Source organism: Streptomyces sp. NBC_01267 (assembly GCF_036241575.1).
In the GTDB taxonomy this organism is placed as follows: Bacteria; Actinomycetota; Actinomycetes; order Streptomycetales; family Streptomycetaceae; genus Streptomyces.
The window spans coordinates 4,438,680-4,465,000 of sequence record NZ_CP108455.1 but is presented as its reverse complement, the minus strand read 5'-3'; the positions used below and the strand labels follow the sequence as shown (position 1 = coordinate 4,465,000).

26 protein-coding genes and 1 rRNA gene (1 of these 27 only partly in view) are annotated in these 26,321 nt (G+C 70.7%); 12 read left to right on the top strand and 15 right to left on the bottom strand.

Features of this window, described 5'->3' with window-relative positions:
* Positions 1-156 (bottom strand): 16S ribosomal RNA (locus OG709_RS20525); it reaches 1,370 nt to the left of the window's first position.
* Positions 157-1,035: 879 nt separating this feature from the next.
* On the opposite strand from OG709_RS20525, the gene trpS reads away from it, so the two are divergent.
* Entirely contained in the window at positions 1,036-2,031 is a 996-nt protein-coding gene (trpS, locus tag OG709_RS20520; protein WP_250305416.1) for a tryptophan--tRNA ligase, read from the top strand.
* Positions 2,032-2,053: 22 nt separating this feature from the next.
* Here trpS and proC read toward each other — a convergent pair whose 3' ends face one another.
* The 4 genes from proC to OG709_RS20500 form a co-directional block, all read right to left on the bottom strand.
* Complete coding sequence (gene proC, locus OG709_RS20515) at positions 2,054-2,863, bottom strand: pyrroline-5-carboxylate reductase (protein WP_329167334.1); 810 nt, start codon at positions 2,861-2,863, stop codon at positions 2,054-2,056.
* Between the two features lie 118 nt (positions 2,864-2,981).
* Positions 2,982-3,719, bottom strand: a complete 738-nt coding sequence (locus OG709_RS20510; protein ID WP_326694286.1) for an ABC transporter permease — start codon at positions 3,717-3,719, stop codon at positions 2,982-2,984.
* Positions 3,716-4,513: an ABC transporter ATP-binding protein gene (locus OG709_RS20505; RefSeq protein ID WP_329167331.1), complete on the bottom strand. Its 798-nt coding sequence runs from the start codon at positions 4,511-4,513 to the stop codon at positions 3,716-3,718. Before OG709_RS20505 ends, OG709_RS20510 begins: the two co-directional genes overlap by 4 nt.
* A gap of 64 nt (positions 4,514-4,577) precedes the next feature.
* Positions 4,578-5,339, bottom strand: a complete 762-nt coding sequence (locus OG709_RS20500) for a class I SAM-dependent methyltransferase (RefSeq protein ID WP_250305420.1) — start codon at positions 5,337-5,339, stop codon at positions 4,578-4,580.
* Positions 5,340-5,440: 101 nt separating this feature from the next.
* On the opposite strand from OG709_RS20500, the gene OG709_RS20495 reads away from it, so the two are divergent.
* Positions 5,441-5,905: a hypothetical protein gene (locus OG709_RS20495; RefSeq protein WP_250305421.1), complete on the top strand. Its 465-nt coding sequence runs from the start codon at positions 5,441-5,443 to the stop codon at positions 5,903-5,905.
* 241 nt (positions 5,906-6,146) lie between these two features.
* Here the strand turns inward: OG709_RS20495 and OG709_RS20490 are convergent, their stop codons facing one another.
* The 6 genes from OG709_RS20490 to OG709_RS20465 form a co-directional block, all read right to left on the bottom strand.
* Positions 6,147-6,671: a hypothetical protein gene (locus tag OG709_RS20490; RefSeq protein ID WP_329167328.1), complete on the bottom strand. Its 525-nt coding sequence runs from the start codon at positions 6,669-6,671 to the stop codon at positions 6,147-6,149.
* Between the two features lie 35 nt (positions 6,672-6,706).
* On the bottom strand, positions 6,707-7,147 hold the full coding sequence (locus OG709_RS20485) for an acetyltransferase (protein WP_250305423.1): 441 nt from the start codon (positions 7,145-7,147) through the stop codon (positions 6,707-6,709).
* Positions 7,148-7,285: 138 nt separating this feature from the next.
* Positions 7,286-9,136 carry a dihydroxy-acid dehydratase gene (ilvD, locus tag OG709_RS20480; protein ID WP_250305424.1) on the bottom strand — a complete coding sequence of 617 codons (1,851 nt, stop codon included), beginning with the start codon at positions 9,134-9,136 and terminating at the stop codon, positions 7,286-7,288.
* A gap of 102 nt (positions 9,137-9,238) precedes the next feature.
* Positions 9,239-9,898 carry a TetR/AcrR family transcriptional regulator gene (locus OG709_RS20475; protein ID WP_250305425.1) on the bottom strand — a complete coding sequence of 220 codons (660 nt, stop codon included), beginning with the start codon at positions 9,896-9,898 and terminating at the stop codon, positions 9,239-9,241.
* A complete protein-coding gene (locus OG709_RS20470; RefSeq protein ID WP_250305426.1) occupies positions 9,895-10,713 on the bottom strand; it encodes a sugar phosphate isomerase/epimerase family protein in 819 nt (272 codons plus the stop codon). Before OG709_RS20470 ends, OG709_RS20475 begins: the two co-directional genes overlap by 4 nt.
* Before the next feature lie 62 nt (positions 10,714-10,775).
* A complete protein-coding gene (locus OG709_RS20465) occupies positions 10,776-11,708 on the bottom strand; it encodes a Ppx/GppA phosphatase family protein (protein ID WP_250305427.1) in 933 nt (310 codons plus the stop codon).
* A gap of 77 nt (positions 11,709-11,785) precedes the next feature.
* Between OG709_RS20465 and OG709_RS20460 the strand changes: the two genes are divergently transcribed.
* The gene (locus tag OG709_RS20460) at positions 11,786-12,592 is read left to right on the top strand and encodes a hypothetical protein (protein ID WP_250305428.1); all 807 of its coding nucleotides are present in this window, start codon (positions 11,786-11,788) and stop codon (positions 12,590-12,592) included.
* Positions 12,593-12,645: 53 nt separating this feature from the next.
* Here the strand turns inward: OG709_RS20460 and OG709_RS20455 are convergent, their stop codons facing one another.
* Positions 12,646-14,349 (bottom strand): BACON domain-containing protein, encoded by a 1,704-nt coding sequence (locus OG709_RS20455; protein ID WP_250305429.1) that lies wholly within the window; start codon positions 14,347-14,349, stop codon positions 12,646-12,648.
* Between the two features lie 161 nt (positions 14,350-14,510).
* On the opposite strand from OG709_RS20455, the gene radA reads away from it, so the two are divergent.
* A complete protein-coding gene (gene radA / locus OG709_RS20450; RefSeq protein ID WP_250305430.1) occupies positions 14,511-15,920 on the top strand; it encodes a DNA repair protein RadA in 1,410 nt (469 codons plus the stop codon).
* A 44-nt stretch (positions 15,921-15,964) separates the two neighbouring features.
* Positions 15,965-17,089 carry a DNA integrity scanning diadenylate cyclase DisA gene (disA, locus tag OG709_RS20445; RefSeq protein WP_250305431.1) on the top strand — a complete coding sequence of 375 codons (1,125 nt, stop codon included), beginning with the start codon at positions 15,965-15,967 and terminating at the stop codon, positions 17,087-17,089.
* Between the two features lie 106 nt (positions 17,090-17,195).
* On the opposite strand, the gene OG709_RS20440 is transcribed toward disA, so the two are convergent.
* Complete coding sequence (locus tag OG709_RS20440; RefSeq protein WP_443068581.1) at positions 17,196-18,032, bottom strand: hypothetical protein; 837 nt, start codon at positions 18,030-18,032, stop codon at positions 17,196-17,198.
* 183 nt (positions 18,033-18,215) lie between these two features.
* Here OG709_RS20440 and OG709_RS20435 point away from each other — a divergent pair, with 183 nt between their 5' ends.
* From OG709_RS20435 to cseC, 6 genes are all read left to right on the top strand, one after another.
* On the top strand, positions 18,216-18,824 hold the full coding sequence (locus tag OG709_RS20435; RefSeq protein WP_250305433.1) for a phosphatase PAP2 family protein: 609 nt from the start codon (positions 18,216-18,218) through the stop codon (positions 18,822-18,824).
* A gap of 16 nt (positions 18,825-18,840) precedes the next feature.
* Entirely contained in the window at positions 18,841-19,758 is a 918-nt protein-coding gene (locus OG709_RS20430; RefSeq protein WP_266641522.1) for an A/G-specific adenine glycosylase, read from the top strand.
* 170 nt (positions 19,759-19,928) lie between these two features.
* Positions 19,929-20,480, top strand: a complete 552-nt coding sequence (locus OG709_RS20425; protein WP_250305435.1) for a SigE family RNA polymerase sigma factor — start codon at positions 19,929-19,931, stop codon at positions 20,478-20,480.
* Positions 20,468-21,211, top strand: a complete 744-nt coding sequence (locus OG709_RS20420; protein WP_250305436.1) for a hypothetical protein — start codon at positions 20,468-20,470, stop codon at positions 21,209-21,211. The genes OG709_RS20425 and OG709_RS20420 overlap by 13 nt, the downstream gene beginning before the upstream one ends.
* 12 nt (positions 21,212-21,223) lie before the next feature.
* Positions 21,224-21,922: a two-component system response regulator CseB gene (cseB, locus tag OG709_RS20415; RefSeq protein WP_250305437.1), complete on the top strand. Its 699-nt coding sequence runs from the start codon at positions 21,224-21,226 to the stop codon at positions 21,920-21,922.
* On the top strand, positions 21,919-23,229 hold the full coding sequence (gene cseC / locus OG709_RS20410; protein ID WP_250305438.1) for a two-component system sensor histidine kinase CseC: 1,311 nt from the start codon (positions 21,919-21,921) through the stop codon (positions 23,227-23,229). The genes cseB and cseC overlap by 4 nt, the downstream gene beginning before the upstream one ends.
* A 69-nt stretch (positions 23,230-23,298) precedes the next feature.
* Here cseC and OG709_RS20405 read toward each other — a convergent pair whose 3' ends face one another.
* The gene (locus OG709_RS20405) at positions 23,299-24,879 is read right to left on the bottom strand and encodes an MDR family MFS transporter (RefSeq protein WP_250305439.1); all 1,581 of its coding nucleotides are present in this window, start codon (positions 24,877-24,879) and stop codon (positions 23,299-23,301) included.
* 130 nt (positions 24,880-25,009) lie between these two features.
* On the opposite strand from OG709_RS20405, the gene OG709_RS20400 reads away from it, so the two are divergent.
* Complete coding sequence (locus OG709_RS20400; protein ID WP_250305440.1) at positions 25,010-25,591, top strand: TetR/AcrR family transcriptional regulator; 582 nt, start codon at positions 25,010-25,012, stop codon at positions 25,589-25,591.
* Here the strand turns inward: OG709_RS20400 and OG709_RS20395 are convergent.
* The gene (locus OG709_RS20395) at positions 25,581-26,252 is read right to left on the bottom strand and encodes a M23 family metallopeptidase (RefSeq protein WP_250305441.1); all 672 of its coding nucleotides are present in this window, start codon (positions 26,250-26,252) and stop codon (positions 25,581-25,583) included. The genes OG709_RS20400 and OG709_RS20395 overlap by 11 nt on opposite strands.
* Between the last annotated feature and the right edge of the window lie 69 nt (positions 26,253-26,321).

Below are 26,321 nucleotides of genomic sequence, written 5' to 3'. Positions count from 1 at the left end.
CCGTTTCCAGGGCTTGTCCCAGAGTGAAGGGCAGATTGCCCACGTGTTACTCACCCGTTCGCCACTAATCCACCCCGAAAGGCTTCATCGTTCGACTTGCATGTGTTAAGCACGCCGCCAGCGTTCGTCCTGAGCCAGGATCAAACTCTCCGTGAATGTTTACCCGTAATCGGGTCCACATCGCGTTGAGCGGGACAGTCAGACCGGAATAAGGCCGACTGTCCACAGCGTCCTCGCTGTGTGTTGCCTACCCGTTCCGAAGAACCAGCAGGACTTTTTCAAAGGAACCACCAACCCACCAGAGGTGGGCCGGGGTATCAACATATCTGGCGTTGACTTTTGGCACGCTGTTGAGTTCTCAAGGAACGGACGCTTCCTTTGTACTCACCGCCGAACACTCTCAGCGGCTTTCCTCCGGGCTTTTCCCTTCGGTCTTGCGTTTCCGACTCTATCAGACTCTTTCGTGTCCGATTCCCGGTCGGCCGGGGGTTGCTTTCCAGTTCTTCGCTTTCGCGTTTCCCTTTCCGGCGAGTCCGACTCTATCAGATCCTTTCGGGCCTGACTCCCAGTCAGCGGGGTTTGTCTTCCCGGCTGTTGGGCCGTTCCGACGAGTGAGACATTAGCGGATTCCTGGCCCCCGAGCTAATCGGGGGTCACGTTCCTTCGAACGCGGATTCCTCATTTCGCAAAAGTGCATAAGAGCGGCGCGACAAGTCGTCGCTCGCTCGAATGATTGGTGCGGAATGGCTGTCCGGGGACCGACCGGGGCCGGAGCTCACGTCGGACAGCTCGGAGAACATTACGGAGACGCCCCTCCCATGTCAAACCGGAGGGCTGGAGGAGGCCCGGTCGGGCGGGCCCTGCGCTACGGTAGGGCTCATGCATACGCGTACGTGCACCCTTCGGTGGCGGGCCGCCTGACGGCGGCCGGCATTCACGTGTGCGTTCAACGGCCGCCTCTCCGGCGGCCGTTCGTGTTTCTCCCTCCGGGAGGTCGGCTGTCGAGGACGGCGGCTCCGATCGAGAGGTGGAGAAATGACTCGCGTCTTCAGCGGGGTCAAGCCGACCGGGCATCTGACGCTCGGGAACTACCTGGGTGCCGTGCGCCGGTGGGCCGATGAGGACCAGTACCGGGCCGAGTCCCTGTTCTGTGTGGTGGATCTGCACGCGCTGACCATGCAGCACGACCCCGCGCGGGTGCGCAGACTGAGCCGTCAGGCCGCCACGCTGTTGCTGGCCGCCGGGCTCGATCCCGAGCAGTGCACCGTATTCGTGCAGAGCCACGTCGACGAGCACGCGCGGCTCTCCTATCTGATGGAGTGCACCGCCACCGACGGCGAGATGCGGCGCATGATCCAGTACAAGGAGAAGAGCGTCCGGGCGAAGGCGGCCGGGGACAGTGTCCGGTTGTCCCTGCTCACGTATCCGGCGCTGATGGCGGCGGACATCCTTGCCTACGCGACCGACGAGGTACCGGTCGGTGAGGACCAGACGCAGCACGTGGAGCTGGCGCGGGATCTCGCCGTGCGGTTCAACCAGCGGTACGGGCACACGTTCGTCGTTCCCGAGGCCACCTCACCGGCCGTGGCCGCGCGGGTCATGGACCTTCAGGATCCGACGGCCAAGATGGGGAAGTCGCACGAGTCGGGTGCGGGAATCGTCTATCTGCTGGACGAGCCCGACGTCGTACGGAAGAAGGTCATGCGCGCCGTGACCGACAGTGGCCGGGAGGTCGCCTACGACCGGGAGTCCCGTCCCGGGGTGGCCAATCTGCTGGACGTGCTCGGGGCGTGTACCGGGCGGGCGCCCGGGGCGCTCGCCGAGACGTACGAGTCGTACGGGGCTCTGAAGAAGGACACCGCCGACGCGGTGGTGGAGCTGCTGCGCCCGCTGCAGGAGCGGCATGCGGAGCTGGCCGCCGACCCCGGGTATCTGGAAACGGTGCTCAGGCGGGGTGCCGAGCGGGCCCGGGAGATGGCGCGGCCGACCGTGGACGCCGCGTACCGGGCCATCGGGCTGCTGGAGCCGTAGGCCCGGGGAGGGCGCCGGGGCCTCAGCCGTTGCCGGAGGCCAGTTCGCGGCTGCGGTCGCGGGCTGCCTCCAGCGCGGCGATGAGGGCGGCTCGTACGCCGTGGTTCTCCAGCTCGCGGATCGCGTTGATCGTGGTGCCCGCCGGGCTGGTGACCGCCTCGCGCAGTTTCACCGGGTGTTCGCCGCTGTCCCTGAGCATCACCGCCGCGCCGATGGCCGCCTGGACGATCAGATCGTGCGCCTGCGCGCGGGGCAGGCCGAGGAGGATGCCAGCGTCGGTCATCGCCTCGACCAGGTAGTAGAAGTACGCCGGGCCCGAGCCGGAGAGTGCGGTGGCCGCGTCCTGCTGGGTCTCGGGGACGCGGAGGGTCTTGCCCACTCCCCCGAAGATCTCGTCGGCGTGCCGCAGGTGCGCCTCCGTGGCGTGGCTGCCCGGGGAGATGACGGACATCGCCTCGTCCACGAGCGCCGGGGTGTTCGTCATGACCCGTACGACCGGGGTGCCCTCGGCGAGGCGCTCCTCGAAGAAGGAGGTGGGGATGCCCGCCGCGCCGCTGATGATCAGGCGGTCGGCGGGGACGTGCGGGGCCAGTTCGTCGAGGAGCGTGGCCATGTCCTGCGGCTTGACGGTCAGGATCAGGGTGTCGGCGCGCTTGGCCGCTTCCTCGTTGCTGACCGCCTCCACGCCGTAACGCGTACGGAGCTCGTCCGCCCGCGCCGGGCGGCGGGCGGTGACGAGGAGGTCGGCCGGGTGCCAGCCCGCGCGGATCATTCCGCTGAGGAGGGCTTCGCCGATCTTGCCGGTGCCGAGGACTGCGACTGTCTGGGCCATGGCTCTGTTCACCTCGCCGGTGGGGCGGTTCGTCTGTCGCCGGCCATCCTCGCACCAGGGCGGGGCGACGGGGGCGGGTGTCCGAGCGGTGGAATCGGCGGGGGCGCGGACGGAGCGTTCATGCCGTGCGGCGGCGCAGGGTCGCCGCGCCCAGGGTCAGGACCAGCAGGGCGCAGCCTCCGACGATCAGTGCGTCGCGTACGAACGTCGCCGTCATGGTCCCGTGGTGCAGTACCTGGTTCATCGCGTCCACCGCGTACGACATCGGCAGCACATCGGAGATGCCCTCCAGGACCGGCTGCATCTGGGCGCGCGGGGTGAAGAGGCCGCACAGCAGGAGCTGCGGGAAGATCACCGCCGGCATGAACTGGACCGCCTGGAACTCCGACGCCGCGAACGCCGAGACGAACAGGCCGAGTGCCGTGCCCAGCAGGGCGTCCAGGAGGGCCACCAGGAGGAGGAGCCAGGGAGAGCCCGTGACGTCCAGGTCCAGGAGCCAGACCGAGAGGGCCGTGGCCAGGGCGGACTGGACGACGGCCAGCAGGCCGAAGGCCAGGGCGTACCCCGCGATGATGTCGGCCTTGCCGATCGGGAGGGACAGCAGGCGTTCGAGGGTGCCCGAGGTGCGTTCGCGCAGGGTCGCGATCGAGGTCACGAGGAACATGGTGATCAGCGGGAAGACACCGAGCAGGGACGCGCCGATCGAGTTGAACGTCTGCGGGGACGCGTCGAACACGTACCGCAGCAGCGTGATCATGGCTGCCGGGATCAGCAGGAGCAGGGCGATCGTCCTGGGGTCGTGGCGCAGTTGGCGCAGGACCCGGCGGGTGGTGGCGAGGGTGTGGGTGAGGGTCATCGGGCCGTCTCCCGGTCCGCGCCGACGAGGTGGAGGAACGCTTCCTCGACGGTCGGGGCGTGGGTGCGGGTGCGCAGTTCGTCCGGGGTGCCGTCGGCCAGGATCTCGCCCTCGCGCATGAGGAGCAGGCGGTGGCAGCGTTCCGCCTCGTCCATCACGTGGGAGGAGACGAGGAGGGTGGTGCCTGCCTCGGCGAGGCTGTGGAACAGGGCCCAGAGGTCTCTGCGGAGCACCGGGTCGAGGCCCACGGTCGGCTCGTCGAGGACCAGGAGTTCCGGGGTGCCGAGCAGGGCCACCGCCAGGGAGACCCGGCTGCGCTGGCCGCCGGAGAGGTTCCCGGCCAGGGCGTGGGTGTACGGGGTGAGGTCGACCCGCTCGATGGCGCGAGGGACGTCGGCGCGGGCACCCAGGACGGAGGCGAAGTAGTCCAGGTTCTGATGGACGGTCAGGTCTGCGTATACGGAAGGGGCCTGGGTGACGTAGCCGATGCGGTGGCGGAGCGGGGCCTCGCCCGCCGGGTGGTCCAGGACCGTGAGCGTGCCCGTGACCTTCGCCTGGGTGCCGGCCACCGCGCGCATCAGGGTGGACTTCCCGCAGCCGGACGGGCCGAGCAGGCCGGTGATCCGGCCGCGGGGAACCGTGAAGGTCAGGTCGCGCAGAACGGTGCGGGAGCCTCGTACGACGGTGAGGTTCCGGGCGTCGACGGCGGCTTCGGAGGGAGCCGCCGCGGGTCTCTGCCCGGGGTCGCCGCCGGAACCCATGGGCCCGGCCGCACCCCGTTTGAAATTCATCATGTGATGAATAATTGGGGCGGGGCGCTGCGCCGTCAAGGGTTCCGGCAGCCGCGCGCGGTACGGATCAGCGGACCGCCACGCAGAGGTCGACCGTGTACGCCTCCTGGACCACGCCCGTCGGGAAGACCTCCGTGAGCGCGGTGCGCTCCTCGTCGACGAAGGCCCTGGTGGCTTCCTCGCCCGCGACGAGGAAGACGGAGTGGCTGGCCAGATTGGCGAGGTGGGTGTCCAGCGGAACCTCCCGGGTCCAGGGAACGCCGCGCCGGACGAACTCCGGCCCGCCCTGCGTCATGCGCACCCGGTCGGCGGTGCCGTGGGCGCCGTGCGCGCTGTCGTTGCCGAAGAAGCGCCGGATGCGGTCGTCCTGGGCGGCGATCCACGGCACTCCGTGGTCCGAGACGTTCCACCAGAGGGCGAGTGCGCCGCCGGGGCGCAGCACCCGCATCGCCTCGGGTGCGGAGCGGTCCGGGTCCGTCCAGTGCCAGGCCTGGGCGTACGTGACGAAGTCCGCCGACGCGTCGGCGAGCGGAAGGTGGTTCCCGTCGCCGCGCACGACCGGTACGCCGGGGAGCGTGCGGCGGAACTGTTCCGTCATGCCGTCGCCCGGCTCCACCGCGACGACGCGCGCGCCCCGGGCGTGCAGGAGGGCCGTCGCGATGCCGGTGCCCGCGCCGACATCGACGACCCGGGCGCCGGCCAGGGGGCGGCCCGCGATGTCCTCGACGGCGTCGAGGAGCGCGGGCGGGTAGGAGGGGCGGTTCGCGGCGTAGGCGGCTGCCGCCGCGTTGAAGGAGTGGGCGCGTGAGGCGCGGGTGGGCATCGTCATGCGGCAATTCTGCCCACCACCCGGGAAAGCGGGCCGACTTCAGGGCTGCGTCAGGGTCATCCCCCATGGCGTCGGGGCGGTGCGCGGCGGACCGTGGGGACATGACGCAGAACACGGAGATGTCCAAGACGGAGATGTCCAGGTCCGAGCAGCGCAGTCTCGCTCTCGCCTCCGCGACGCTCGGGCCGTGGCGGTCCGCCACGGCCGTCGGCCTGCTGGGCGGCGGGGTCTCGCTCGGCATCGCGACGATCGCCGAGGGGCTGGGGGCGCACACGGTGACCACCGCGGTCTCGGTCGCGCTGACGCTGTTCTTCGTCGTCGGCGGTACGCCGCTCGGCGGGCGGCCGGGGGCCCGGGTCGACCAGCGGATCCGGCGGTGGGCGGCGGCGCACCCGTGGCGGGTCGCGGTGGTGCCCGGCGCGCTGATGGCGGTGTCCGACGTGGTGGTGCGGCAGCTGCTCGGCTCGGAGAGCTTCTTCAGCAGCCTGACGGACGGGGTGTGGCGTGGCGTCGTGGTCGGGGGGATCGTCGGGCTGGTGGGGCGGTACGGCGGGCGACGCGGGTGACGGACCCTGGTGCGGGCGGACACGGCTGGGCGGTGCAGGGGGCTTGAAGTCCCTTACCGTGCCGGTCGGTTCGCCGGTTTCCGGACGGTCGTGAGGTTGATGACGTACTCCTCCCGCACCACGCCCGCCGGGAAGATCCGCAGCAGTTCCGCCCGTTCGTCCGCCAGGACCGGCGCCGATGTCCCGTCATGTGGGACACCCTCGCGGCGCGGCGGCCTACGGAACAGGGGCCTCCGGGGCCCTATGCGCGCTTGGGCCCGGCCTTGGCCTTGGCATTGGCCTTGCGACGGGCTGCCGGGTTGCCCGCGCGGGTGCCCCGGCGCTTCTCGTACCGGGCCACGGCGCTCTCGTACTCGGCGCGCAGCAGCTGCTCGCCCGGGGCCTCGGTGAGGGAGCGGAAGAAGTACGCGAGCAGGGAGCCGATGAAGCCGATCGCCTTGAAGCTGCGCAGGGATTCCTCGCGGGCCGGATCGGCGGGGCGGCGGCGGAATCCGTCCCAGGTGCGGACGAAGGCGAGGGCGCTGCAGAGGGTGAAGACGGCGATGAAGAGGACCGCGACGAAGCTGCCGGCGTCGGCGATCCGTACGCCCTGGTAGGCGAGGCGCATCACGAGGCAGGCGGCGGCCGTCGTGACCAGCGAGCCGACGGAGACCGCGACGCGCCGCAGCCCGTATCCGTTGTCGTGGCCGACCCAGGTCGTACCGAAGAAACGGATCGATTCGGGCTGCGGCCCGCCGGGGGTGGTGCTCTCGTTGTTCTCGCTCACGGGGTCGAGTATCCCCCGGGGCCGTGGGGCGGGCTTCAGCCGCAGTGTTCCCAGGGACTCGTGTAGGTGTACGTACCGACCCCGGCCTCGATCATGCCGCCCCACTTCACGCAGGAGTGGACGGCTTTCAGCCGGACCGGGCCCGCGTACGAGGTGAACGTGCCCTGGTTCTTGACCTGGCCCTTGCCGTCGCCCTGCACGTCGAGCCAGGCGCCGGTGGTCAGCGGCATGCCCGCGGTGGCCTTGCTGTGCTGGGTGACCACGCAGTTGTAGCCGGTGGCCGCGTCGTAGAGCAGGAAGACACGGGCGAATTCGACTCGCCCGTTGGTGAAGATGTGTGAATCGATCTGGCGGTATCCGGAACCGCAGATGCTGGCCGGGGTGGCCGTCGCCGCGGACGCCGGGACGATCCCGATCGCCGCGAATGCTCCGACGGCCGCGGCGAGCACGGCTGACCTCTTGATGAACTGACGCATGGTGCCCCCATTTGTGACCATGTCAGGGAAGGGGGCATCGTAACGCACACGCCCGGACACACACAGTAATCATACTGCGGGTGTCCGGGCGTGGGGGTGGAGCGGGGCCTGTGGCCGTGGAATCGGGCCGTCGGCTCGTCAGCCGAGCTTGGACACGTCCCTGACCGCGCCACGGTCGGCGCTGGTGGCCATCGCCGCGTACGCCTTGAGCGCCTGCGAGACCTTGCGCTCGCGGTCCTTCGGCGCGTACACGCCGTTCAGCGCGGCCCGGCGCTCCGCCAGGTCCTCGTCCGACACCAGGAGCTCGATGCCGCGGTTCGGGATGTCGATACGGATGCGGTCGCCGTCCTCGACGAGCGCGATCGTGCCGCCGGACGCCGCCTCGGGCGAGGCGTGACCGATCGAGAGGCCCGAGGTGCCGCCGGAGAACCGGCCGTCGGTGACCAGCGCGCACGCCTTGCCGAGGCCGCGGCCCTTGAGGAAGGACGTCGGGTAGAGCATCTCCTGCATGCCGGGGCCGCCCCTGGGGCCCTCGTAGCGGATGACGACGACGTCGCCCTCCTTGATCTCCTTGCGGAGGATCTTGTCGACGGCCTCCTCCTGCGACTCGCAGACCACGGCCGGGCCCTCGAAGGTCCAGATCGACTCGTCGACACCGGCCGTCTTCACGACACAGCCGTCCACGGCGAGGTTGCCCTTGAGGACCGCGAGACCGCCGTCCTTCGAGTACGCGTGCTCCGCGTCCCGGATGCAGCCGCCCGCCGCGTCCACGTCGAGGGTGTCCCAGCGCTCGGACTGCGAGAAGGCCTCGGCGGAACGGACGCAGCCGGGGGCCGCGTGCCACAGCTCGACGGCCTCGGGCGACGGGGAGCCGCCGCGCACGTCCCAGGTCTTCAGCCAGTCCGCGAGGGACGGGGAGTGCACCGCGTGCACGTCCTCGTTGAGCATCCCGCCGCGGTACAGCTCACCGAGGATGGCGGGGATGCCGCCGGCGCGGTGCACGTCCTCCATGTAGTACGTGCCGCCGGGGGCGACGTTCGGGGCGACCTTGGAGAGGCACGGGACGCGGCGCGAGACCTCGTCCATCTCAGCCAGCCCGTAAGGCAGTTCGGCCTCCTGCGCGGCGGCGAGCAGGTGCAGGATCGTATTGGTGGAGCCGCCCATGGAGATGTCCAGGGCCATGGCGTTGTCGAAGGCGGCGCGGGTGCCGATGGCGCGGGGCAGGACGGTCTCGTCGTCCTGCTCGTAGTAGCGCTTGGTGATCTCGACGACCGTGCGGCCCGCCTCCTCGTACAGCGCCCGGCGGGCGGTGTGCGTGGCGAGGACCGAGCCGTTGCCGGGGAGGGCGAGGCCGAGGGCCTCGGTCAGGCAGTTCATCGAGTTGGCGGTGAACATGCCGGAACAACTGCCGCAGGTGGGGCAGGCGTTCTCCTCGATACGGAGGATGTCCTCGTCCGAGACGTTCTCGTTGACCGCGTCGCTGATCGCGTTGATCAGGTCGAGCTTGCGGACCGTGCCGTCGACGAGGGTGGCCTTGCCGGCCTCCATCGGGCCGCCGGAGACGAAGACGGTGGGGATGTTGAGGCGCATCGCGGCCATCAGCATGCCCGGGGTGATCTTGTCGCAGTTGGAGATGCAGATCAGGGCGTCCGCGCAGTGCGCCTCGACCATGTACTCGACACTGTCCGCGATCAGGTCGCGCGAGGGGAGGCTGTAGAGCATTCCGCCGTGGCCCATCGCGATGCCGTCGTCCACGGCGATCGTGTTGAACTCCCGGGGGACGGCGCCCGCGGCCTTGATCGCCTCGGAGACGATCCGGCCGACCGGCTGGAGGTGCGTGTGGCCCGGAACGAACTCCGTGAACGAGTTGGCGACCGCGATGATCGGCTTGCCGATGTCCTCGCTCGCTACGCCCGAGGCTCGCATGAGGGCACGGGCGCCCGCCATGTTGCGGCCGTGGGTGACTGTGCGGGACCTCAGCTCGGGCATCGTGGCTCGCTCCTTAGGCAGAATGGACTGCTGACGAGCGTACGCCTGCACTCCAGGATCTGGACCGTGCGTCCGGATCCCGGAATGTGCGGAGGCGGACCTTCAGCGCACGGGCCGGGCGCCCGGCGGGGTCTCGGACGGGTCGGTCAGGTATCTCTGCAGGGTCGGTGCGACCATCGCGACGATCTCGTCCACCCCCGCCGAAGCCATCGGCTCCACCTTGATCACGTACCGCATCATCGCGATCCCGATCATGTGCGAAGCCGCCAGTTCCGCCCGGAACTGCGGGTTCGGTACGTCCAGGTCGGCCGCCACCCGGCCCAGTACCCGCTGGAGCACGAACCCCCGCAGCACCTTCGCCGCGGCCTCGTGCGTCAGCGCCGAGCGGATGATCGCGAGCAGCGGGGCGCGGGTCGCCGGGTTCTCCCAGGCGCCGAGGAAGTAGCGGGCCAGCCGCTCCCCGATGCCGTCCGGGCCCGCGGCCACCAGGGCGGGGACCAGTTGCGCGGGCTCCATCGTGACCTCGATGGCCGCCTCGAACACCTCGTCCTTCGTACCGAAGTAGTGGTGGACGAGCGCCGCGTCGACCCCGGCCGCCTTCGCGATGCCGCGTACGGAGGTCTTGTCGTAGCCCCGCTCGGAGAACTCCGTGCGCGCGGCCTCCAGGATCCGGCTCCGCGCGCCACCGCCCTCGGCCGCCCGCGCGCGGGGCGGGCGGCCTCTGCGGCGGGCGGGGGCGGGATCGGGGCCGGGTCCGGTCATGGCCGGCGGACCCCGGTCGCCAGGTGGAGACGGGTGAAGGCGAGCGCCTCCGCCAGGTCCGCCTCGCGTTCGGCCGAGGACATCGCGCGGCGGGTGTTGACCTCGATGACCACATGACCGTCGAAGCCGCTGCCCGCGAGACCGTCGAGGAGTTCGGCGCAGGGCTGGGTGCCGCGGCCGGGCACCAGGTGTTCGTCCTTGCCCGAGCCGCGGCCGTCGGCGAGGTGGACGTGGGCCAGCCGGGATCCCATCCGGTCGATCATCGCCATCGCGTCGGTGCGGGCGGTCGCGGTGTGCGAGAGGTCGACGGTGAAGTGGCGGTAGTCGTCCTTGGTGACGTCCCAGTCGGGTGCGTACGCGAGCATCTCGCGGTCCCGGTAGCGCCAGGGGTACATGTTCTCGACGGCGAACCGCACATCGGTCTCGTCCGCCATCCGCCAGATCCCGTCGACGAAGTCACGGGCGTAACCGCGCTGCCAGCGGAAGGGCGGGTGCACGACCACCGTGGACGCGCCGAGCTTCTCGGCCGCGGCCCGCGCGCGCTGGAGCTTGGTCCAGGGGTCGGTCGACCAGACCCGCTGGGTGATCAGCAGACAGGGCGCGTGCACGGCGAGGATCGGGACCTGGTGATGGTCGGAGAGTCTGCGCAGGGCTTCGATGTCCTGGCTGACGGGATCCGTCCACACCATCACCTCGACACCGTCGTAGCCGAGGCGCGCGGCGATCTCGAAGGCCGTCGCCGTCGACTCCGGGTACACGGACGCCGTGGACAGCGCGACCTTCGCATCCGGGATGCGCACCACTGGTTCTGCCACGGAGACAGCGTACGGGCCGCGTCGGGGGCCGCGTCGGGGGCCGGGACCCACGGCTCAAGGTCCTATCGGACGGGGAGGTGGTCGAGGCGGCGCAGGATGACGCCCTCGCGCAGTGCCCAGGGGCAGACTTCCAGCTCCTCGACCCCGAACAGGTCCATCGCGCCCTCCGCGACCAGCGCCCCGGCCAGCAGTTGCGGTGCCCGCTCGGCGGAGACGCCGGGCAGCTGGGCGCGCTCGGCCGCCGTCATCGCGGCCAGCTTCGGGACCCACTCCTCCAGTGACGTACGACTCAGGCCGCGGTACACGTAGGGGCCCTCGTTGGAGCGGGCCGCGCCCGCGATGCGGGACAGCTGCTTGAACGTCTTCGAGGTCGCCACCACGTGGTCCGGCCTGCCGAAGCGGCTGAACTCACCGACGGTCCTCGCGATCTCGGCGCGTACCTGCCGGCGCAGCGCCCTGACGTCCTGCGGGTCCGGCGGATCGCCCGGCAGCCAGGTGTGGGTCAGCCGGCCCGCGCCGAGTGGCAGCGACGCCGCGGCGTCGGGCTCCTCGTCGATGCCGTACGCGATCTCCAGCGAGCCGCCGCCGATGTCGAGCAGCAGCAGGCGGCCCGCGGACCAGCCGAACCAGCGGCGGGCCGCGAGGAAGGTGAGCCGCGCCTCCTCGGCGCCGGTCAGGACCTGGAGGTCGACGCCGGTCTCGGCGCGTACCCGGGCGAGGACGTGGTCGGCGTTGCTGGCCTCGCGTACGGCGGAGGTCGCGAACGACAGGACTTCCTCGGCGCCCTTGTCCTCGGCCGCCTGGAGGGCTTCGCCGACCGTGGCGACCAGGCTGTCTATGCCCTCGGAGGCGATCGCGCCGTCGGCGTCGAGCAGTTGGGCCAGGCGCAGGTCGGCCTTGTGCGAGTGCGCGGGCAGCGGGCGGGCGCCGGGGTGGGCGTCGACCACCAGCAGGTGCACCGTGTTCGAACCGACGTCGAGGACTCCGAGTCTCATGTGCGGAACGCTACTGCGGACGGACCACGGGGTGGCCGCGCGGGCCTGCCGGGGCTCCGTCCCCGTACGCTGGGCCTGTGCCAAAGACGAAAAAGGCGAAGCCGGGCAAAGCTGTCACGCAGCCGAAGCCGAAGAGTGACGAGCAGGGCCTGGATTTCGCCCGTGCCTGGGTCGAGTTCCCCGATCCCGCCGACGACGAACAGATCTTCCGCTGCGACCTGACCTGGCTCACCTCCCGGTGGACCTGCATCTTCGGCAGCGGCTGCCAGGGCATCGAGGCGGGCCGCGCCGACGACGGCTGCTGCACGCTGGGGGCGCACTTCTCGGACGAGGACGACGAGAAGCGGGTGGCCGGTCATGTGGCCCGTCTCACCCCGGACCTGTGGCAGTTCCACGACGAGGGCACGGAGTCGGGCTGGGTGCAGCTCGACGAGGACGGCGAGCGTCAGACCCGGCGGTGGGAGGGCTCGTGCATCTTCCAGAACCGGCCCGGTTTCGCGGGCGGTGCGGGGTGTTCGCTGCACATCCTGGCCCTGAAGGAGGGCAAGGAGCCGCTGGAGACGAAGCCGGACGTCTGCTGGCAGCTGCCGGTCCGCCGTACGTACGACTGGATCGACCGGCCCGACGAGTCTCGGGTGCTCCAGATCTCCATCGGTGAGTACGACCGGCGCGGCTGGGGTCCGGGCGGTCACGACCTGCACTGGTGGTGCACGTCGGCGACGTCCGCGCACGGGGCCGGTGAACCGGTCTACGTCACGTACCGGCCGGAGCTGACCGAGATGATGGGCAAGGCGGCGTACAAGCGCCTGGCGCGGCTGTGCGAGGAGCGGCTGGCCGCGTTGCTGCCGATGGCTCCGCACCCGGCCGACCCCGGCACGCCGTAGGTTGCCGGAACTCGGTTACCGGAACTCGGTTACCGGAACTCAGTTGCCGGGACTCAGTTACCGGGCGAAGGTGTCTGCGGGTCCGAGGGCGGCGGGGACGCCGGAGGGCCGGAGACGGTGGGCGTCGGGGTGGGCGTGGGGTCCGTGGGCGGTGATGCCGGGTCGGACGGGGTCGGCGTCGGACCGTTGCCCGAGCCGCCCGAGGGGGTCGGGCGGCCGTGACCGTGGCCCCCGTGGTGGCCGTGGCCGTGATCGCCGCCCGTCCTGCCGTGTCCCCGCATCGAGACCACGGCGCCCGACGGGTCGACGCCGATCCGGGCCGACCAGGCGCCCGCCGGTTCGGCGCGGTGGTCGACGTACACCTGGATCGTGACCGACCGGCCGGGCTCCAGTACGCCCGACGTGCTGCTGAGGTAGAGCCAGGGCGCGGTCTTCCAGGCCGACCAGGAGACCGGCCCGTCACCCCCGGCGGTCAGCGTGATCGCCGTCCGGCCGCCCGCCGAGCGGGCCTGGACGGTGAGCGAGCCGGGGGCCGCCGAAGTGCCGCCCGGCGACGCCCCGTTCTTCCCGGCGTCCGGGCTGACGACCTCCACCGACACGTCCGGCGAACTGCTGCCGCCGGCGAACGGAGTGTGTTCGGTACGGGCGTTGCCCGCGTTCTCGTAGTGGTCGTACGGCCCGGTGTCCGGTCCGCCGGGCTCCTCGGCCTCGCTGGCCGTCACCGAACCGCCGTGCCCCTCTCCGGTGCTCGGGGCGTGCCGGTACGCCGCCCACAGGGCCAGCATCGGGGCCGCGACGACCGTCGCCACGACCGTGGTCGTCACGGCGCGCGAGCGCAGCCGTTCGCGGCGCGCGGCACGGTCCTTGGGGTCCATCGGGAAGCCCGCGCGGCCGAAGCGCGGGGCGCTGCCGCGGGGGGCGTGCAGCATCGCGGTGTACGCGGCGGATCGTTCCGCCGCGACGAGCGGCAGGGCCGCGGGGGTGGCCGGGGTGGTGCGGGAGCCGGGCCACGGGCCGGTGGCCCCGGCGTGCTCGGCGACCCGGCGGCAGCGCGGGCAGTCGTCGACGTGCCGGACGAGTTCGCGGCGCAGCGCCGTGGAGAGCAGGACCTGGTGGTCTCCGGTGAGGCGGGCGACGCTCGGACAGTTCCCGGTCTCGACGACGGCGAGCGCCGCGCGGGTCCGCTCCACCTCGCAGGCCGCGGCGGCCAGCAGGTCACGGGCCGCGGTGGGGTCCATGCCGAGGACGGCGGCGACCTCACGCGGACCGAGCTGGTGGCGTACCGCGAGTTCGAGCGCCTCGCGCTGCTCGGGGGTGGTGCCGGCTGCTTCGGGCCAGGCGAGGGTGGCGAGATCCCGGCGCCTGCGCTCGGCGGCTTCCGGTGGTTCGGTCCGCGCGGGCGCGGGCGCGGGCGCGGGCTCCGGCGTGCGGCCGGTGTGCGCGCCGGGCCGCAGCCGTTTCTGTTCGGCGAGCTTGCGCAGACAGGCCCAGCGCGCGAGTGCGTACAGCCAGGACCGGCGCCCCTGCTCGCCGGAGGGGCAGCGGCTGAACTGCCGCTCCGCGACGGCGAGCACCTCGCCGAGGACGGCGGTGGCCGCGTCGTGGTCGCACAGGACGGAGAGGCAGTAGGTGAAAAGACCGTCCAGATATGCCTCGTAACGGGCCGGCGGACGCTGCTCCGCCGGGTGGGACGCCCTGCGGTGCGCCCGGTGTGCGCCGGTGGCTTGTGTGGGGTTCTCCAGCCTGCTGCTCGTCACCCGGCCGACGGTAGGCCGGGAGTCGCCGCCTCTTAGCACCTCTTCAGGGCATTTAATCCTTACGGGTGAACGTATCCCTCAAAAGGGGACAGGAATCCTGCATTCCGCCGCGCTTTCCGGACGAAAGCCCCACTGTCCGACCCGGCGGTTACGGTGGCGCCATGGCCACCCGTGCAAAGACCAAAGACCGGCCGTCCTACCGCTGCACCGAGTGCGGCTGGACGACCGCCAAGTGGCTCGGCCGCTGCCCCGAGTGCCAGACCTGGGGGACGGTCGAGGAGTTCGGCGGCGCGCCCGCCGTGCGTACGACGGCGGCGGGCCGGGTCAGCACCGCCGCGGTCCCCATCGGCCAGGTCGACAGCCGGACGGCGACCGCCCGTTCCACCGGTGTCGCCGAGCTGGACCGGGTGCTCGGCGGCGGGCTGGTGCCCGGTGCCGTGGTGCTGCTCGCGGGCGAGCCCGGCGTCGGCAAGTCCACGCTGCTGCTCGATGTCGCGGCGAAGGCGGCCAGTGACGACCACCGCACGCTCTACGTGACCGCCGAGGAGTCCGCCAGCCAGGTCAGGCTGCGCGCCGACCGGATCCACGCGATCAACGACCATCTGTACCTGGCCGCCGAGACCGATCTCTCCGCGGTGCTCGGCCACCTCGATGCCGTCAAGCCGTCCCTGCTGGTGCTGGACTCCGTACAGACGGTGGCCTCGCCCGAGCTGGACGGGGCGCCCGGCGGTATGGCGCAGGTGCGTGAGGTGGCGGGGGCGCTGATCCGCGCCTCCAAGGAGCGCGGGATGTCCACGCTGCTGGTCGGCCACGTGACGAAGGACGGCGCCATCGCGGGCCCGCGGCTCCTGGAACACCTGGTGGACGTCGTGCTCTCCTTCGAGGGCGACCGGCACGCCCGCCTCCGGCTGGTCCGCGGTGTCAAGAACCGGTACGGCGCGACCGACGAGGTCGGCTGCTTCGAGCTGCACGACGAGGGCATCACCGGCCTCGCCGACCCGAGCGGGCTGTTCCTGACACGCCGTGACGAGCCCGTCCCCGGCACCTGCCTGACGGTCACCCTGGAGGGCAAGCGCCCCCTGGTCGCCGAGGTGCAGGCGCTCACCGTCGACACCCAGATCCCTTCACCCCGGCGCACCACCTCGGGCCTGGAGACCTCCCGGGTCTCGATGATGCTCGCCGTGCTCGAACAGCGCGGCAGGATCAGCGCGCTCGGCAAGCGCGACATCTACACGGCGACGGTCGGCGGCGTGAAGCTCACCGAACCGGCCGCCGACCTGGCCGTCGCGCTGGCCCTGGCCTCCGCGGCCAGCGATGTCCCGCTGCCGAAGAACCTGGTCGCGATCGGCGAAGTCGGCCTGGCAGGCGAGGTCCGAAGGGTCACCGGCGTCCAGCGCAGGCTCGCCGAGGCGCACCGTCTCGGCTTCACCCATGCCCTGGTCCCGGCCGACCCGGGGAAGGTCCCGGCGGGCATGAAGGTGATCGAAGTGGCCGACATGGGAGACGCGCTCCGGGTCCTCCCGCGCAGTCCGAGGGCCCGCGCGCCCCAGGAGGAGGTAGTGCGCCGGTAGACTTTGCCCTGGTCTCGCCTGTCCGTACGAGCCGGAGGAGTGCAGTGGCAGCCAATGACCGAGCAGCACCCGGGAAGTCCGGCGGGAGCTCCTCCGGCAATGAAGCGCTGATGCGCGCCACGCTGAGCGCTGTCGCGCCCGGTACAGCGCTGCGCGACGGCCTGGAACGCATCCTTCGCGGGAACACCGGCGGCCTGATCGTCCTGGGCATGGACAAGACCGTCGAGTCGATGTGCACCGGCGGCTTCGTCATGGACGTGGAGTTCGCCGCGACCCGCCTGCGCGAGCTCTGCAAGCTCGACGGCGCGCTGATCCTCGACAAGGATCTCACCAAGATTCTGCGGGCCGGTGTCCAGCTGGTCCCGGACGCGTCGATCCCCACCGAGGAGACCGGCACCCGTCACCGCACGGCCGACCGGGTCTCCAAACAGTGCGGTTTCCCGGTCGTCTCGGTGTCGCAGTCGATGCATCTGATCGCGCTGTACGTCGACGGGGAGCGCCGGGTCCTGGAGGAGTCGGCGGCGATCCTGTCCCGCGCCAACCAGGCACTGGCCACGCTGGAGCGGTACAAGCTCCGGCTCGACGAGGTCGCCGGCACGCTCTCTGCGCTGGAGATCGAGGACCTGGTGACGGTCCGGGACGTCACGGCCGTGGCGCAGCGGCTGGAGATGGTCCGGCGGATCGCCACCGAGATCGCCGAGTACGTGGTGGAGCTGGGCACCGACGGCCGGCTGCTCTCCCTCCAGCTCGACGAGCTGATCGCGGGGGTCGAGCCGGAGCGGGAGCTGGTGGTCCGGGACTACGTGCCGGAGCCGACGGCGAAGCGTTCGCGCACGGTCGCCGAGGCGCTGGTCGAGCTGAACACGCTCAGCCATACGGAACTTCTCGAACTGCCCGTCGTGGCACGGGCGTTGGGCTACAGCGGCTCCCCCGAGACGCTCGACTCCGCGGTGTCGCCGCGCGGGTACCGGCTGCTGGCGAAGGTGCCGCGGCTGCCCGGAGCGATCATCGAGCGGCTGGTCGAGCACTTCGGCGGGCTGCAGAAGCTGCTGGCCGCGAGCGTCGACGATCTGCAGACGGTGGACGGGGTCGGCGAGGCGCGGGCCCGGAGCGTGCGGGAGGGGCTGTCGCGGCTCGCGGAGTCCTCGATCCTTGAGCGGTACGTCTAGGCGGTGGCCTTGGAGGGCGGTGGCGTTTCGGGGCTCCGCCCCGGACCCCGCTCCTCAATCGCCGGAGGGGCTCGAGGGTCCGGAGGGGCTCGGGTTTCCCGGCCCGTCAGTCCTTCGCCAGGACCACCGAGGTCTGCTTCACCGGCATGCCCGGCGCCTCCGCCTCCACCAGGTACGTGCCCGGACCGGCGACCGCGGGCCCCGGCTTCTCGCACTTCGGGGCGGACTTCTTGCGGTCCCACTCGACGGTGTGGGTGATCGTGGAGTCCGCCGGGACCTGGATGAAGAGCGACCTGGCGTCCGTCGGGCAGTCCTTCGACGACCAGACGACGCCGTCGTTCTCGGTGGATGTGATGGTGAACACAGTCCCCTTGGGGCCGAAGTCCACCTTGCAGTCCGCCGCCGAGGTGTTCTTGGCGACCAGGCCGAACTTCGGCTTCTCGCCCGGCGCGTAGCTGTTCCTGGTCGTACGCACCGTCAACTGGACCGCTCCCGCAGTGCAGTCGGGGAGGCCGGAGCTCGCCGGGACCTGCTGGCCGGCGGTGCCGCCGCCGCCTGCCGCGCCCGAACCGGCGCTGCCGCCGGTGCCGTTGGAGTCGCCGCCGGCGTCGTCGCCGGAACCGCCCGTTCCCGTACCGCCGCCGCCCGAGCCGCTGCCCGCGTCACCCGACCCACCGGAGCCGCCCGGGTCCGAACCGCCGGAACTGCTCGACTCGCCACGTCCGCCCGGTGCTTGGCTGATCGCGGGGCCCGTCTGTGAGGGGCCCGGGGTGATCGACTTCGCCGGGCTCGACCCCTTCGCAGTGGATTTGGGGTGCTTTCCGCCGCCGCCCGAGGTCACGATCCACACGACGAGCAGAGCGAGCAGCGCAACCAGAGTCGCCGCTACTGCCCTCCGTCGCCAGTAGATGGAGGAGGGAAGCGGCCCGACCGGATTGCGCATAGATCCCACGGCGCAAACTGTACGAGAGATCAGGACCAACTCAGGCCCCACATGCCGCTGTCCGGGCAACTTTTACGGATCATCATTCCGCAGACCGTGCCGGAGCGCCGTCTTCCGCGCGGGCCGGGGACAGGGGGATCGCCCGTGGTGACCGCACAGGGATGACCCATACTGTCCGTCACCATGGACAGTTCTTCCCAGCTCTACAAAGACATCCTCGAATTCGCCCACTCCACTCCCTCCTGGGTGCAGCAGCTCATGGAGTTGTGGACGGAGGCCGGTCTGCTGCTCTTCGCGGTCCTCTTCGTCGTGGTGTGGTGGCGGGCGCGCACCCGCTCGTCCCAGGCGATGAGCCTGGCGCTGCTCGCGCCGCTGGGGACCGCCATCGCGTACGTCATCAGCGAGGTGCTGAAGTCGGTGATCCACGAGGAACGTCCGTGCCGGGCCGTCTCGGGGGCGATGCGCCCGCTGATCGACTGCCCGGCGCCCGGTGACTGGTCCTTCCCGAGCAACCACTCGATCATCGCCGCGTCCGCCGCGGTGGGTCTCTCCCTCGCCATGGTGCGGCTCGTCTGGCTCACCGTGCCGGTGGCGCTGCTGATGGCGTTCTCGCGGGTCTTCGTCGGGGTGCACTATCCGCACGACGTGATCGTCGGCCTCCTCCTCGGCGCACTCGTCGCGCTGCTGGTCAGCGAATTCCTGACGCGTCCCGTGCGGTCGCTGGTGGAGACCATGCGGACGAGTGACATCAGCGCCGCGGCCTGGTTCGTGGGGCCGGGTCTCCGGAGCTGAGAGGATCGGAGGTGCCATGACTGCGACCACTGAGCCTTCACACGAGCCCGCCGCCCCCGCCGCCGCCGACCTCCACTCCCCCGTCCTCGCCTGGTTCGCCTCGAACGCCCGCGATCTGCCGTGGCGCCGCCCCGAGGCGGGCGCCTGGGGGGTGATGGTCAGCGAGTTCATGCTCCAGCAGACCCCTGTCGTCCGGGTGCTCCCGGTGTACGAGCAGTGGCTGGCGCGCTGGCCGCGCCCCGCGGATCTGGCCGCCGAGGCCCCCGGCGAAGCGGTCCGCGCCTGGGGCAGGCTCGGCTATCCGCGGCGGGCGCTGCGGCTGCACGGGGCGGCGCAGGCCATAACGGAACGGCACGGCGGGGACGTACCGACCGAGCACGCGCAGCTGATCTCGCTGCCCGGCATCGGCGAGTACACGGCGGCAGCCGTCGCCTCCTTCGCCCACGGTCAGCGTCACGCGGTCCTGGACACCAACGTGCGGCGGGTCTTCGCCCGCGCGGTCACCGGCGTCGAGTACCCGCCGAACGCCACCACGGCCGCCGAGCGCAAGCTCGCCCGCACGCTGCTCCCCGAGGACGAGGCCACGGCGGCCCGCTGGGCGGCGGCCTCGATGGAGCTGGGCGCCCTGGTCTGTACGGCCAAGAAACCGGAGTGCGGGCGCTGTCCCGTCGCCGGGCAGTGCGCCTGGCGGCTGGCGGGCAAGCCCGCGCACACGGGGGCGCCCCGGCGCGGACAGACATACGCCGGTACGGACCGCCAGGTGCGCGGCAAGCTGCTCGCGGTGCTGCGGGAAGCGGTGGATCCCGTACCCCAGGCGGAGCTGGACGCGGTGTGGCACGAGCCGGTGCAGCGGGCCAGGGCGCTGGACGGGCTGGTCGCGGACGGGCTCGTGGAGCCGCTGGCGGACGGGGTGTACCGGCTCCCCCTGGGCTGATCGCGTTTTAAACCTGATTCACCGATCTTCGTTACACAACCGATGGACAGCCGTGCGGCAGCCGACGGCTGGTACGCACAGCTCCGTGACAACGCCTCCGTAGCTTCGTGGACAGACCACAGAACAGACCACGCAGCAGTGCACACGGGGAACGACGGAGGCGGTTGGGTATGGCGCACGGTGAGGTGCTCGAATTCGAGGAGTACGTACGCACCAGGCAGGAAGCGCTCCTGCGGAGTGCCCGCCGGCTGGTGCCCGACCCCGTCGACGCCCAGGATCTGCTGCAGACCGCGCTGGCCCGTACGTACCGCCGCTGGGAAGGCATCGCCGACAAGTCGCTCGCCGACGCCTATCTGCGCCGCGTCATGATCAACACCCGTACGGAGTGGTGGCGCGCCCGCAAGCTGGAGGAAGTGCCCACCGAGCAGCTGCCCGACGCGAGCATCGAGGACGGCACCGAGCAGCACGCCGACCGCGCCCTGCTGATGGACATCCTGAAGGTGCTCGCTCCCAAGCAGCGCAGTGTCGTCGTCCTGCGACACTGGGAGCAGATGAGTACCGAGGAGACGGCTGCCGCACTGGGCATGTCTGCCGGTACGGTGAAGAGCACTCTGCACCGGGCCCTCGCACGGCTCCGGCAGGAGTTGGAGAGCCGCGACATCGACGCCCGAGCGCTGATCCGTGGTGAACAAGAGATGGGGCGGGAGCGGTGCGCGGCCTGAAGAGTGGCCTGACCCATGACCTGGACGAAGATCCGGCCGACGGCCCGGACGGGGACCGGGGCGGCGGCCGGGGAGCCAGGAACGGAACACTGGCGGCGAGTGTCACGGCGGTCGCCGGGCTCGTCGCCCTCGGGCTGTTCCTCGCCGGCTGCGACTCCGGCGGCACCGGCACCCGGGACGCGGGAGAGGCCCGGTCGGTCCCCGCGGTCGGCACGCTGGAGCCCTCGCCGGACTCCGGTTCGGCCACGGTCATCCAGCCCGCGGAACGCGTCGACGCGGTGCGGCTGGTCCGGCAGGATCCCGAGGTCAGCCCGGCGGTGAAGCGCGATCTGAAGCCGTGTTCCAAGAGCGACTACCCGGTCGACGTCTCGTACGGGCACCTGACCGGCAACAGCGTCGCCGACGTCGTGGTGAACGTGATGACCTGCCGTGACGCGGTGGGCGTCGCCACCTACGTCTACCGGGCCAAGGGCGACACGTACAAGAACGTCTTCACCTCGGAGGCGGCACCGGTCTACTCGGAGATCGACCGGGGTGACCTGGTGGTCACGAAGCAGCAGTACGCCAAGGGCGACTCGGTGTCGTACGCGTCGAGCGAGGACGTCTTCACGTACCACTGGGCGAACAACAAGTTCTCCCAGACCGACACCGTGCACACCGACTTCAGCCGGGCGGTCGGTGACGGGGACAGCGACGGCGGCACCGCGACGGTCGGCCCCACGAACAACTGAGAAAGCAGCGGAATGGCTGAGACCCATGTCCTCTTCGTCGAGGACGACGATGTGATCCGCGAGGCGACCCAGCTCGCGCTGGAGCGCGACGGCTTCCGGGTCACCGCGATGCCCGACGGGCTGTCGGGCCTCGACGCGTTCCGTACGAACCAGCCCGACATCGCACTGCTCGATGTGATGGTGCCGGGCCTGGACGGGGTCTCCCTGTGCCGCCGGATCCGTGACCAGTCGACCGTGCCGGTGATCATGCTGTCGGCGCGCGCCGACTCGATCGATGTCGTGCTGGGCCTGGAGGCCGGGGCCGACGACTACGTGACCAAGCCGTTCGACGGTGCGGTGCTGGTGGCCCGGATACGCGCCGTGCTGCGCCGCTTCGGGCATGCGAACGGCTCCGGTTCGGACGGCGGCACACAGCCGGACGAGCGCGGGGTGCTGGTCTTCGGTGCCATCGAGGTCGACACGGAGGGCATGGAGGTGCGCAAGCACGGCGAGCACGTGGCCCTGACCCCGACCGAGATGCGGCTGCTGCTGGAGTTCTCGTCGGCGCCGGGCACGGTGCTCTCCCGCGACAAGCTCCTCGAACGGGTCTGGGACTACGGCTGGGGCGGCGACACCCGGGTGGTCGACGTCCATGTACAGCGGCTGCGCACGAAGATCGGGCAGGACCGGATCGAAACGGTCCGCGGCTTCGGATACAAGCTCAAGGCATGAGGCACTTCGCACTGCGCACCGGGGTCCGGTGGAAGATCAGCATCGCGATCGCCGGGGTCGGCGCGCTGATCGCCATCGCGCTCAGTCTCGTCGTACACAACGCGGCGCGCGTCTCGATGCTCGACAACGCGCGGGACACCCAGGTCGGCCGGCTCCAGTTCGCCCTGCGGCTCTACGAGTCGAAGAAGCAGCAGCTGCCGCAGTTCGGCTCCAAGGTCAATGACCCGACCCTCCCCGCGGAACTGCGCCGGCGGGCAGCCGACAACCGGCTCTCCACCCTGATCGTCGAGCACGCCGACGACGTGCCCGACGTCTGGGCCGCCGCCCCGCTGGCCAACGGCAGCGTGCTGTCCCTGCACAGCCGCTACAGCAGCAACGCCACCGTGATGCAGGACCTGGACCGGGCCCTGGTCATCGGCTCGGTCTCGGTGGTGCTCGGCGGCAGCGCGCTGGGCGTGCTGATAGGGGGGCAGCTCTCACGGCGGCTCCGCAAGGCGGCAGCGGCGGCGAGCAAGGTCGCACACGGCGGTACGGATGTCCGGGTCAGGGACGCCATCGGCGGTTTCGTACGCGACGAGACCGACGAGCTGGCCCGCGCCGTGGACGCGATGACCGACACCCTCCAGGAGCGGGTGGAGGCCGAACGCCGGGTCACCGCGGACATCGCGCACGAGCTGCGGACACCGGTCACCGGGCTGCTGACGGCGGCGGAGCTGCTGCCGCCGGGCCGCCCCACGGAGCTGGTGCGCAACCGGGCGCAGGCGCTGCGGACGCTGGTCGAGGACGTACTGGAAGTGGCCAGGCTGGACAGCGCGTCCGAGCGGGCGGAGCTCCAGGAGATCGCGCTGGGCGAGTTCGTCAGCCGACGGGTGACGATCATGGCCCCGGACGCGACGGTGCGGGTGATCCACGAGTCGTGGGTCAACACCGATCCGCGACGGCTGGAGCGGATCATCGGCAATCTGCTCGGCAACGCGGCCAAGCACGGCGGTACGCCGGTGGAGGTCACGGTCGAGGGCCGGGTGGTACGGGTGCGGGATCACGGCCCCGGGTTCCCGGAGGATCTGCTGCGGGAGGGGCCGAGCCGGTTCCGCACCGGCAGCAGCGACCGGTCCGGCGTCGGACACGGCCTGGGGCTGACGATCGCGTCCGGGCAGGCCCGCGTGCTGGGTGCGCGGCTGACGTTCCGCAACGCGGCTCCGGAGGGCGCGAAGGAGACGGGCGGCGCCATCGCGGTGCTCTGGCTCCCGGAGCACGCCCCGACGAACACCGGCAGCTACCCGACGCTGACCCGGCCGAAGCCGTAGGGACGTCATGCCGGAGGGGCCCCGGGGTGCGTGCGCCCCGGGGCCCCTCCGTGTCTACGTCCGTGCTGGTCAGACGGTCTCGACCGCCGCCTTGACCTCGCCCTCCTGGGACGCCGCCGTGGGGGCCGGGCCGCCGCCGCGCAGCGCCACTTCCTTGACGAAGACCGCGGCCACGATCACGGCGAGACCGGCCACCGCGCCCAGCAGGAACCCGCCGTGCGTACCGGCCGCCACCGCGTACTGGTACGCGTCCCTGGCCTGCGCCGGCAGCTTCGCGAGGTGCGCCGCGTCCAGCTGCGCCGAGGGGAGCGAGACGCCCTTGCCCATCCGCGCGGCCATCTCGTCCTGCACCTTGCTGGTGAAGAGCGCGCCCATGATCGAGACGCCGAAGGAGGAGCCGAGGGTACGGAAGAGGGTGGTGGAGGACGAGGCGACGCCCATGTCCTTCAGCTCCACGCTGTTCTGCGCGACCAGCATGGTGATCTGCATCAGGAAGCCCATACCGGCACCGACCACGGCCATGTAGATGCCGGTCGTCAGGCGGGTGGTGTGGACGTCCATCGTCGACAGCAGGTACAGCCCGGCGACCATCAGGACGCCGCCCACGATCGGGAAGAGCTTGTACTTACCGGTGTTGGTGGTGATGCGGCCCGCGATCAGCGAGACGGCCATCATCGCCAGCAGCATCGGCATCAGCAGCAGACCCGAATTGGTCGCGGACGCGCCCTGCACCGACTGCTGGAACAGCGGCAGGAAGAGCATCGCGCCGAACATCACGAAGCCCGTGAGGAAGCCGATGACGGACATCAGCGTGAAGTTGCGGCTGCGGAAGATGTGCAGCGGCACGACCGGCTCGGCGGCCTTGGTCTCCCAGAAGACGAAGCCCAGCAGCGCCGCGATACCGATGAAGATCAGTTCCATGATGATGGCCGAGCCCCAGGCGTACTGCGAGCCGCCCCAGGTGGTGACCAGTACGATCGAGACGATGCCCACGGTGAGCAGCGCCGTACCCAGATAGTCGATCCGGCCCCGGGCCCGCTTCTTGGGCAGATGCAGTACGGCGGTGACCATCGCGAGCGCCACGGCGCCCAGCGGGAGGTTGATGTAGAAGGTCCAGCGCCAGCCGAGGTGGTCGGTGATCGCGCCGCCGACGAGCGGCCCGCCGATCATCGCGACCGCCATGACGCCGGCCATCATGCCCTGGTACTTGCCCCGCTCACGCGGCGGGATGAGGTCGCCGATGATCGCCATGACGCCGACCATCAGACCGCCCGCACCCAGCCCCTGGACGGCCCGGAAGCCGATCAGCTGGGACATGTCCTGGGCCATCCCGCTCAGCGCGGAGCCGACCAGGAAGATGACGATGGAGGCGAGGAAGGCGCCCTTGCGCCCGTACATGTCGCCGATCTTCCCCCAGATCGGCGTCGAAGCGGCCGTCGCGAGGGTGTATGCGGTCACCACCCAGGACAGATGTTCCAGTCCGCCCAGTTCGCCGACGATCGTCGGCATGGCCGTATTCACGATCATGTTGTCGAGCATCGCGAGCAGCATCGCGATCATCAGCGCGAACAGCACCACCCTGACACTGCGCGCCCGTGGCTCGGCTTTCGCCTCTGCCCCGGCCTTCGCCACATCTACGGTCTCCGACACGTACCCCACCACTCCCCTGGAAACTGCCGGCCCGACTCTGCACTTACTTGCCGCCCGGCTAGCTGACTACAATGCGGAAAGGTAGTCCCGCAACTAGCCGGGCGTCAAGTAAGTATCGCAGGAGAGCACCATGGGCAGCAGGGGCAACACTCGCCAGCGCATCCAGGACGTCGCCCTGGAGCTCTTCGTCGAGCACGGATACGAGAAAACATCGCTGCGGGAGATCGCCGAGAAGCTCGACGTCACCAAGGCGGCGCTCTACTACCACTTCAAGACCAAGGAAGACATCCTCATCAGCCTCTTCCGGGATCTCTCCGCGCCGATCGACGAAGTGATCGCCTGGGGCCAGTCGCAGCCGCGCACCCTGGAGACGAAGACCGAGGTCCTGCGCCGCTACAGCGAGGCGCTCAGCGGCGCCACCCCGCTCTTCCGCTTCATGCAGGAGAACCAGGGGACGGTGCGCGAGCTGAGCGTCGGCGAGAACTTCAAGGACCGGATGCTGGTCCTGCTCGACCTGGTCCGGGCGCCCGACGCCTCCCTGTCCGACCAGGTCCGCTGCTTCACGGCGCTGTTCACGATGCACGCCGGGCAGTTCGCGCTCAAGGACGCAGAAGGCGACCCCGAGGACAAGCGCGAAGCTGTCCTCGAGGTCGCCACCGAACTCATGACCCGGGCTCACCGGGACACGGGCACGGACTCCGTCACAGGTTGACGCCGTGGGCCTTCAGGAACGGGACCGGGTTGATGCCCGAGCCGTAGTTGGGGCCCGTACGGATCTCGAAGTGCAGGTGCGGACCGGTCACGTTGCCGGTGGCACCGGACTTGCCTATGACCTGGCCGGCCTTCACGGTCTGACCGACGTGGACATCGATCTGCGACAGGTGCGCGTACTGCGCGTACGTGGTGTTGCCGACCTTGATCTCGATGGCGTTGCCGTAGGCGGGGCCGTCGCCGCCACCGTTGGGGCCGGCCTTCACGATGGTGCCGTCGTGCACGGCCTTCACCGGGGTGCCGGTCGGCATGACGAAGTCCTGGCCCGAGTGCTTGTGGGACCACATCTTGCCGCCGATCCCGAAGGGCTCACCGATCACGACGTGGTCGACCGGCTTGACCCAGGCGTCCTGGGCGTTGGCCGCGTTCACGGTCTTGATGGGCGTCGTGGTCTTGGCCGCGGCCTGCGCCTGGGCTTCGGCCTGGTGGGCGACTGCGGTGGCGACGGACGAGGTCCCCGCCGAGGAGGACGGGTGTGCGTCGGCGGCCACCGCAGCACCGGCACCCAGCGCGACCGACACTCCGAGCCCGGCGGCTATGACCGCGGCGCGGCTACGGAACGGGGACAGGCGGGGCGTACGGAACTTGGTGTGCTTCTGCATACGTGCAACAACTCCGGGGCGTAAGAGGACCCAGCCGCACAGGCCGGGCTGACCACTCATTGGTAACCC

Bases quoted from the DNA above. Each gene is read 5' to 3' on its own strand.
- OG709_RS20510 (WP_326694286.1), bottom strand. From the start codon at position 3,719: ATGACCCTCACCCACACCCTCGCCACCACCCGCCGGGTCCTGCGCCAA.
- OG709_RS20400 (WP_250305440.1), top strand. From the start codon at position 25,010: ATGGGCAGCAGGGGCAACACTCGCCAGCGCATCCAGGACGTCGCCCTG.
- proC (WP_329167334.1), bottom strand. From the start codon at position 2,863: ATGGCCCAGACAGTCGCAGTCCTCGGCACCGGCAAGATCGGCGAAGCC.
- OG709_RS20475 (WP_250305425.1), bottom strand. From the start codon at position 9,898: ATGACCGGACCCGGCCCCGATCCCGCCCCCGCCCGCCGCAGAGGCCGC.
- OG709_RS20465 (WP_250305427.1), bottom strand. From the start codon at position 11,708: ATGAGACTCGGAGTCCTCGACGTCGGTTCGAACACGGTGCACCTGCTG.
- OG709_RS20440 (WP_443068581.1), bottom strand. From the start codon at position 18,032: ATGCGCAATCCGGTCGGGCCGCTTCCCTCCTCCATCTACTGGCGACGG.
- OG709_RS20395 (WP_250305441.1), bottom strand. From the start codon at position 26,252: ATGCAGAAGCACACCAAGTTCCGTACGCCCCGCCTGTCCCCGTTCCGT.
- cseC (WP_250305438.1), top strand. From the start codon at position 21,919: ATGAGGCACTTCGCACTGCGCACCGGGGTCCGGTGGAAGATCAGCATC.
- OG709_RS20425 (WP_250305435.1), top strand. From the start codon at position 19,929: ATGGCGCACGGTGAGGTGCTCGAATTCGAGGAGTACGTACGCACCAGG.
- OG709_RS20500 (WP_250305420.1), bottom strand. From the start codon at position 5,339: ATGACGATGCCCACCCGCGCCTCACGCGCCCACTCCTTCAACGCGGCG.
- OG709_RS20505 (WP_329167331.1), bottom strand. From the start codon at position 4,513: ATGATGAATTTCAAACGGGGTGCGGCCGGGCCCATGGGTTCCGGCGGC.
- cseB (WP_250305437.1), top strand. From the start codon at position 21,224: ATGGCTGAGACCCATGTCCTCTTCGTCGAGGACGACGATGTGATCCGC.
- ilvD (WP_250305424.1), bottom strand. From the start codon at position 9,136: ATGCCCGAGCTGAGGTCCCGCACAGTCACCCACGGCCGCAACATGGCG.
- OG709_RS20430 (WP_266641522.1), top strand. From the start codon at position 18,841: ATGACTGCGACCACTGAGCCTTCACACGAGCCCGCCGCCCCCGCCGCC.
- OG709_RS20435 (WP_250305433.1), top strand. From the start codon at position 18,216: ATGGACAGTTCTTCCCAGCTCTACAAAGACATCCTCGAATTCGCCCAC.
- trpS (WP_250305416.1), top strand. From the start codon at position 1,036: ATGACTCGCGTCTTCAGCGGGGTCAAGCCGACCGGGCATCTGACGCTC.
- radA (WP_250305430.1), top strand. From the start codon at position 14,511: ATGGCCACCCGTGCAAAGACCAAAGACCGGCCGTCCTACCGCTGCACC.
- OG709_RS20485 (WP_250305423.1), bottom strand. From the start codon at position 7,147: ATGCGTCAGTTCATCAAGAGGTCAGCCGTGCTCGCCGCGGCCGTCGGA.
- OG709_RS20495 (WP_250305421.1), top strand. From the start codon at position 5,441: ATGACGCAGAACACGGAGATGTCCAAGACGGAGATGTCCAGGTCCGAG.